General features: G+C 68.5%; 6 protein-coding genes. 3 read left to right on the top strand and 3 right to left on the bottom strand.

Annotation, left to right across the window (positions count from 1 at the left end; all coding sequences use genetic code 11):
- The first annotated feature begins 65 nt into the window (after positions 1 to 65).
- Entirely contained in the window at positions 66 to 1,556 is a 1,491-nt protein-coding gene (locus tag GWK61_RS52085; protein WP_228564403.1) for a S41 family peptidase, read from the top strand.
- 30 nt (positions 1,557 to 1,586) lie between these two features.
- Here GWK61_RS52085 and GWK61_RS52080 read toward each other — a convergent pair whose 3' ends face one another.
- Entirely contained in the window at positions 1,587 to 2,291 is a 705-nt protein-coding gene (locus tag GWK61_RS52080) for an ABC transporter ATP-binding protein (protein WP_228564402.1), read from the bottom strand.
- 10 nt (positions 2,292 to 2,301) lie between these two features.
- A complete protein-coding gene (locus GWK61_RS52075; RefSeq protein ID WP_228564401.1) occupies positions 2,302 to 3,681 on the bottom strand; it encodes an ABC transporter permease in 1,380 nt (459 codons plus the stop codon).
- Between the two features lie 162 nt (positions 3,682 to 3,843).
- Here GWK61_RS52075 and GWK61_RS52070 point away from each other — a divergent pair, with 162 nt between their 5' ends.
- Both GWK61_RS52070 and GWK61_RS52065 read left to right on the top strand, forming a co-directional pair.
- On the top strand, positions 3,844 to 4,506 hold the full coding sequence (locus tag GWK61_RS52070; protein ID WP_194921633.1) for a response regulator transcription factor: 663 nt from the start codon (positions 3,844 to 3,846) through the stop codon (positions 4,504 to 4,506).
- A 17-nt stretch (positions 4,507 to 4,523) separates the two neighbouring features.
- Positions 4,524 to 5,657 carry a sensor histidine kinase gene (locus GWK61_RS52065; protein WP_228564400.1) on the top strand — a complete coding sequence of 378 codons (1,134 nt, stop codon included), beginning with the start codon at positions 4,524 to 4,526 and terminating at the stop codon, positions 5,655 to 5,657.
- A gap of 23 nt (positions 5,658 to 5,680) precedes the next feature.
- On the opposite strand, the gene GWK61_RS52060 is transcribed toward GWK61_RS52065, so the two are convergent.
- On the bottom strand, positions 5,681 to 5,954 hold a 274-nt coding region (locus GWK61_RS52060; RefSeq protein ID WP_194921630.1), incomplete at its 5' end, for a response regulator transcription factor.

Below are 5,954 nucleotides of genomic sequence, written 5' to 3'. Positions count from 1 at the left end.
GGATGAGCCACACCGAGAACCGATGGCCGATGCCCCACTCCGCCCCGTCGCAGCAGGCTGACACCATGAACCGAACCAGCGCGCGCATCGCTGCCGTCACTGCCGTCACCGCCGCCGCAGCCCTGGTGGATGCCGGAGCCGCGACCGGAGCCGAAGCGAAGACCGCCACCACACCGAGAGCCGGCACGCCCTCCCTCGACGGAGTCTGGCAGATGGACGGCTACGGCCTCGTCTTCGACATCAAGGGCACCACCCTCGCGTCCTACGAAACCACCGCCACCAGCTGCCTCCCCGAATTCACCGCCACCGCCACCACGACTGTCACCGGCACTGTCACCGGCACCGGCACCGCCACCACCACGCCCGGCCCACGCCGCGACACCACCTTCGCCGTCGGCACGACGCTGTTCACACTCCACCCCGAGCAGCGTGCCCGCACCATATCGATGACGATCCAACAATCAGTCGGCACCCGCCACCTCACGCGCCTCGCCACCCTCCCGGCCCGCTGCACGCAACCAACCCCCACCGACCCGCGCACCGTGTTCGACGTCTTCTGGCAGACCTTTCAGGAGAACTACCCCTTCTTCGCCGCCCACGACATCGATTGGCAGACCACCAGAGAGCGCCTCCGAGGCCAGATCACGGCGAGCACCACCGACGCCGACCTCTTCCACCTCCTCACCGAAGCCTTCGCACCGCTCAACGACTCCCACACCATCCTCACCGACGGCACCACCACCGTCGCCCCCTCACGCCCCGGCACCATCCCCCCGAGCCGCGCCTATGACACCAGTATCAAGGCCTTCATTCAAGCCCACGATCTCACCACTCCACTCCAGGAGTGGGGCCGGGGCCACATCGCCTACGCCGACCTCCCCAACGGCATCGGCTACCTCCGCCTGTCCTCCTTCGCTGGCTACACCAGCCCCGACGACAGCGCCGGCTTCGCCTCCGACCAGGCCGAACTCATCAAAGCTCTGGACGCGATCTTCACCCCGCAACGCACCCAAGGCCCCAACGCCCTGCGCGGCCTCATCATCGATAACCGCGTGAACGGGGGCGGCTCCGACGTCCTGGCGCTGGACGTCGTCGCCCGCCTGACCGCCAAGCCCTACACCGCTTACTGGAAGAAGCACCGCAACAACCCGACCGACCCGACCGCGTTCAGCAACCCCGAGCCGATCCGCGTCACGCCTTCGGCCAAGCTGATCTATCGCGGGCCCATCGCGCTGCTGGCCGGGGGTTCCACGGTGAGCGCCGGGGAGACGTTCGCGCAGGCGTTGATGGGCCGCTCCCCCGCCCCGGTCCGGATCGGTGAGAACACCCAGGGCTCGTTCTCCGACACGCTGAACCGCGTGCTGCCCAACGGCTGGGAGTTCGAGCTGCCGAATGAGGAGTACCCGCCCAGCCGTGCCGGGCGCTCCTTCGACATCACCGGCATCCCGCCGCAGATCCGGATCCCGGTGTTCCCGCCGGCCGAGCTCGCCGCCGGAAAGGACACGGCCTTCACGACGGCGCTAGAGCTCCTACGCTGCTCGCGCCTCAACCCGTAGCAGTCACCGCTCAGCACCCGCCCCGCAGCCTCACCCCCTGACCAGCGCTCCGGACCGAAGCCGAAGCACCTCATCAGCCGCCGCAGCCACTTCGCGCGAGTGCGTCACGACGATGACGCACTTGCCCTCGTCGTGCGCCAGTTGCCGGAAGACGGCGACGATCTCGGCCGCGGTCTCCTGGTCCAGGCTGCCGGTAGGTTCGTCGGCAAACAGCACGTCGACCTCGCACGCCAGAGCCCGCGCGATCGCCACCCGCTGCTGCTGACCGCCCGACAGTTGCAGCGTCCTGCGATGCTGATCGACCTCCTCGACCCCAAGCCGCGTCAGGATCTGCGCCGCACGCTGCTTCTTGCGTCCACCACGCGCACCGGTGATCTCCATAGCCGAGACCACGTTCTGCACGGCCGTCATGTAATTCAGCAGATTGAAACTCTGGAACACGGTGGCGACGTGCCGGTTGCGATAGCGCCCCAGTCCCAGCTCGGCGACGTCGCCACCACGGAACCGGACCGTCCCGGACGTCGGCGAGTCCAGGCCGCTGGCCAGGGACAGCAGCGTTGTCTTGCCACTCCCGGACGGTCCGACGACCGCATACATCCGCCCCGACTCAAAGGACTTACTCACGTTCCGCAAGATCGGACGCTTGCGACCCCCGGAGGTATACGAATGGGAGACCCCAGCCAGTTGCAACACCGGAGTCGTCGAAGCCGTGCCGTCGTTCGTAGACGGAGCCATCGAAGTCATGTCAGTCGCCCTTCGTCAGGATCTCGCGGGGATTCAAGCGCAGCACGGCAACACCAGGAATAAGCGTGGCCACAGCCGCGATGCCCAGGCCAGCCGCCCCGATCCGGGCGATATCACCCGACCCGATCCGCACGTCAAGCTTGCTGATCGGCGTCACCGTCGGGGAGTCGTGCGAGGGGATGCCGTTGACGCCGCTGTAGTCAGGGGTCTGATCCTTGGGCGCGTTCGCCGCCGAGGACACCTCACCGGCCAGCATGTGGTTCCCAACCGCGCGAGACAGCACCCCACTGACCGCAGTCGCGCCGCCGATCGCCAACAGCGCGCAGGCGAAGACCTCGACCAGATGCTGCCCCAGCAACCGCGGCTTGTTCTCGCCGAGCGACAGCAGAACACCCATCTCCTTGCGCCGCTCGCGCAGAGAGAACGCAACGATCAGCCCAAGGATGACGGTGCCGCCAACCGACACCAACCACACGGTGACCGTCGCGAAGCTCGCGGTCTTGGTGATCGGCCCGACCAACGTCTGGTACTGCTTGTCGTTGACCGACAGCGGAAAGATCGTCAGATCCGCCCCGGCCGCCGTGGCGTCCGCCTTGAGCCGCCCGAGGTCAGCCGGATCGGAGAGAGTGAACGTAGCCTGACTCACCACTCCACCGCCGCTGTCAGTGCCTTTACCCAGCAAGGTCGAGGCCCCAGCCGCGGTGACGTAAAGCTGGTTGCCGGGGTCCAGCATGGCCGGCGCGTTCTGGCCGGTGGCGGAGACCTTGTCGCTGGTGTAAATGCCGGCGACAGTGAACGCAAACTCCTTGCTGTGGTCCAGAGCCGGATCGATCTCACCGATCTTGAAGTGGACCTTGTCACCGACCTTGAGATGGTCCGCATCGGCCAGCCGCTTCTCGATCACCACACTGCCGGCGGGCGAGTTCGGACCTATGCCGGTGCCGGCGACGAGCTTGGAGTCGCCGTTGCGGAAGTCGTCCACGACGCTCAGGTCGCGAACCCCGTCGGCCTTGAAGAAGTCGACGCCGCCGCTCTGGCTGCCGCCGGACGTCGAAACCGGCCGGTAGAGCTTGCTGTCCGAGCCGGGAGCGGCGCCGCTTTGGGTGGTGTAGTTGCACTGCACGACGACCTGGGACTTGCTGATCCTGTCGACCAGGTCGATGTGCAGATCGCCGTTGGGACCGATGACGCCGGGGGTCTGGCCGTTCGAGGCCGAACCGCCTTTTCCGGAGTTCATGAGCGCATTCAGGTCCAGCTGCATCGTGACCACCGCGCCGACGGATTTCTTCGCGCCGTCGGCAGCCCTCGCGGCAGCGGATTGGATCAGGAATCCGGACAGCACCAGAGTGCAGACGACGAAGAACAGCCCGGTCAGCATCATAGTCTTGACCAGGTGAGCTCGGAGCCGCCACCAGGCACGTTTTAGGAAGTTCACAGTGAACTACGCTAGGGACGCCGGGATGTGAGCCGTATTTGCCGCCGGAACCCGCATTGTCCGCGCTTCACATACGGCTCACATACGCAAAGGTGTAAAGGTAATCGCGTGCGAATTCTGGTGGTCGAGGACGAGGAGTACCTGGCGCGGGTCCTGGAGATGGGACTGCGCCGGGAGGCGATGACGGTCGACGTGGAGCACGACGGCGCGCAGGCGCTGGCGCGGCTCGCGGTCCAGGACTACGACGCCGTCGTGCTCGACCGCGACCTGCCGGGGCTGCACGGCGACGAGGTCTGCCGCCGGCTGGTCGGCATGGACCCCGGATGCCGGATCCTGATGCTGACCGCGGCCGGGCGGCTCGGCGACAAGGTCGAGGGGCTGGGCCTGGGCGCCGACGACTACCTGACCAAGCCCTTCGACTTCCCCGAGCTCGTCGCCAGGCTGCGTGCGCTCTACCGGCGCGGGCCGGTGCTGCACGCGCCGGTCCTGGCGTTCGAGGACCTCGCCTTCGACACGCATCGGCGGCACGTCACGCGCGCCGGCTCGGAGATCCGGCTGGCGCCGAAGGAGCTGGCGGTGTTGGAGCTGCTGCTGCGCGCGGACCGGGGCGTCGTCACGACGGAGGAGCTGCTGGACAACGCCTGGGACGACCTCGCCGATCCGGGTGCGAACGCGGTGCGGCTGGTCGTGCACACGTTGCGCAAGAAGCTCGGCGAGCCGCAACTCGTCCAGACGGTCGTCAACTCCGGCTATCGGCTGGGGCGAGCATGAGGCGGCCGCGCCCCCGGATGCTGAGCATCCATGCCCGCTTGTTCGCCGGTTTCGGCGCGACGCTCGGCGTCGCGGCGGCGTTGATGGTCGCGATCATCTACCTGGGCATCCGGTTCGTGCCGACCTACGATCTGCGGCCCGGCACACCCATCACCGCCGCGGACATCGCCGCGATGAACGTGGAGCACTCCACGACGCTGCCGCTGGCCCACACGACCGGGATCAGCACCAAGCAGGACGTGTGGTCGGCGGTGCTGTTCGTCTCGGTCGCCGCGCTGCTCGTGGTGACCGCCGCGGGCCTCGTGGCCGGCTGGATCCTCTCCCGCCGCCTGCTGGCCCCGATCCACGCCATCGGCGAGGCCGCGGGCCGCGCGGCCGACGGGCACCTGCACGACCGGATCAACGCCTCCGGGCCGCCGGACGAGCTGAGGCGGCTGGCCGACACCTTCGACGCGATGCTGGCGCGGCTGGAGGAGTCGTTCGCGGCGCACCAGCGCTTCGCGGCGACCGCGTCGCACGAGCTGCTGACGCCGCTGACGACGACGCGCGCGATCCTGCAGGTCACGGAGAGCGAGTGCAGCGGCGAGGAGTTGGCCGAGCTCGCGCCGATGCTGCGCGCCACCAACGAGCGCAGCATCGCGGTGGTCACCGCGCTGCTTCAGCTCGCCGCCGCCGACCGGATGCTGCCGGACGAGGAACCCGTCGACGTGAGCGCGCTGGTCGCCGAGACCGTGGCCGAGCAGCGGGACACGGCCGCCGCGCGGCGGATCACGGTCGCCGTCGACACCGAACCGGAGTGCCCGGTCCCGGGGAACGCCGCGCTGCTGCGCCAGCTGATCGCCAACCTGCTGGGCAACGCGCTGGCGTACAACGTCGAGGGCGGCCGGGTCGGCGTGACGGTCGATCTGCGCGCCGACGACGCGGTGCTGACGGTCAGGAACACCGGTCCGCGGATCGAGGCGGACGCGGTGGAGCGGCTTTTCGAGCCGTTCCAGCGGGCCCAGCCCCGGGTCGGCAGCGACCGCTCCGGGCACGGATTGGGGTTGGCGATCGTGCGGTCGATCACGAAGGCGCACGGCGGGGTCGTGACGGCGACGGCGATCCCGGAGGGTGGGCTGGCGGTGCGGGTCACGGTTCCGTCAGGTCACTGATTTGTGTCCCCTGAGACGCTCTGTCACGCAGCGCCGCCGCGGCTACCCCTGTCGTCTTCGGTCCTGTCGACCTCGACCAGCCCGGTCTGGTAGGCGAGGATCACCAGGTGGACGCGGTCGCGCGCGTTCAGCTTCGCGAGCAGGTTGCGGATGTGCGTCTTGGCGGTGCCCTGGCCGATGTAGAGGCGGCGGGCGATCTCGTAGTTGGTCAGGCCTTCGGCGACGAGCGCCAGGACTTCGCGTTCGCGGTCTGTCAGGACCCTGAGATATTCGGGGGTCGGCGCGGGGGTGATGGGG

Source organism: Catenulispora rubra (assembly GCF_015356825.1).
Taxonomy (GTDB): domain Bacteria; phylum Actinomycetota; class Actinomycetes; order Streptomycetales; family Catenulisporaceae; genus Catenulispora; species Catenulispora rubra.
The sequence above is the reverse complement of the archived record's forward strand: the minus strand, read 5'-3'. Positions and strand labels throughout refer to the sequence as shown.

What these genes read in the sequence shown, in the direction of transcription:
- GWK61_RS52065 (WP_228564400.1), top strand. Translation starts at nt 4,524, where the DNA reads ATGCTGAGCATCCATGCCCGCTTGTTCGCCGGTTTCGGCGCGACGCTC.
- GWK61_RS52085 (WP_228564403.1), top strand. Translation starts at nt 66, where the DNA reads ATGAACCGAACCAGCGCGCGCATCGCTGCCGTCACTGCCGTCACCGCC.
- GWK61_RS52075 (WP_228564401.1), bottom strand. Translation starts at nt 3,681, where the DNA reads ATGATGCTGACCGGGCTGTTCTTCGTCGTCTGCACTCTGGTGCTGTCC.
- GWK61_RS52080 (WP_228564402.1), bottom strand. Translation starts at nt 2,291, where the DNA reads ATGGCTCCGTCTACGAACGACGGCACGGCTTCGACGACTCCGGTGTTG.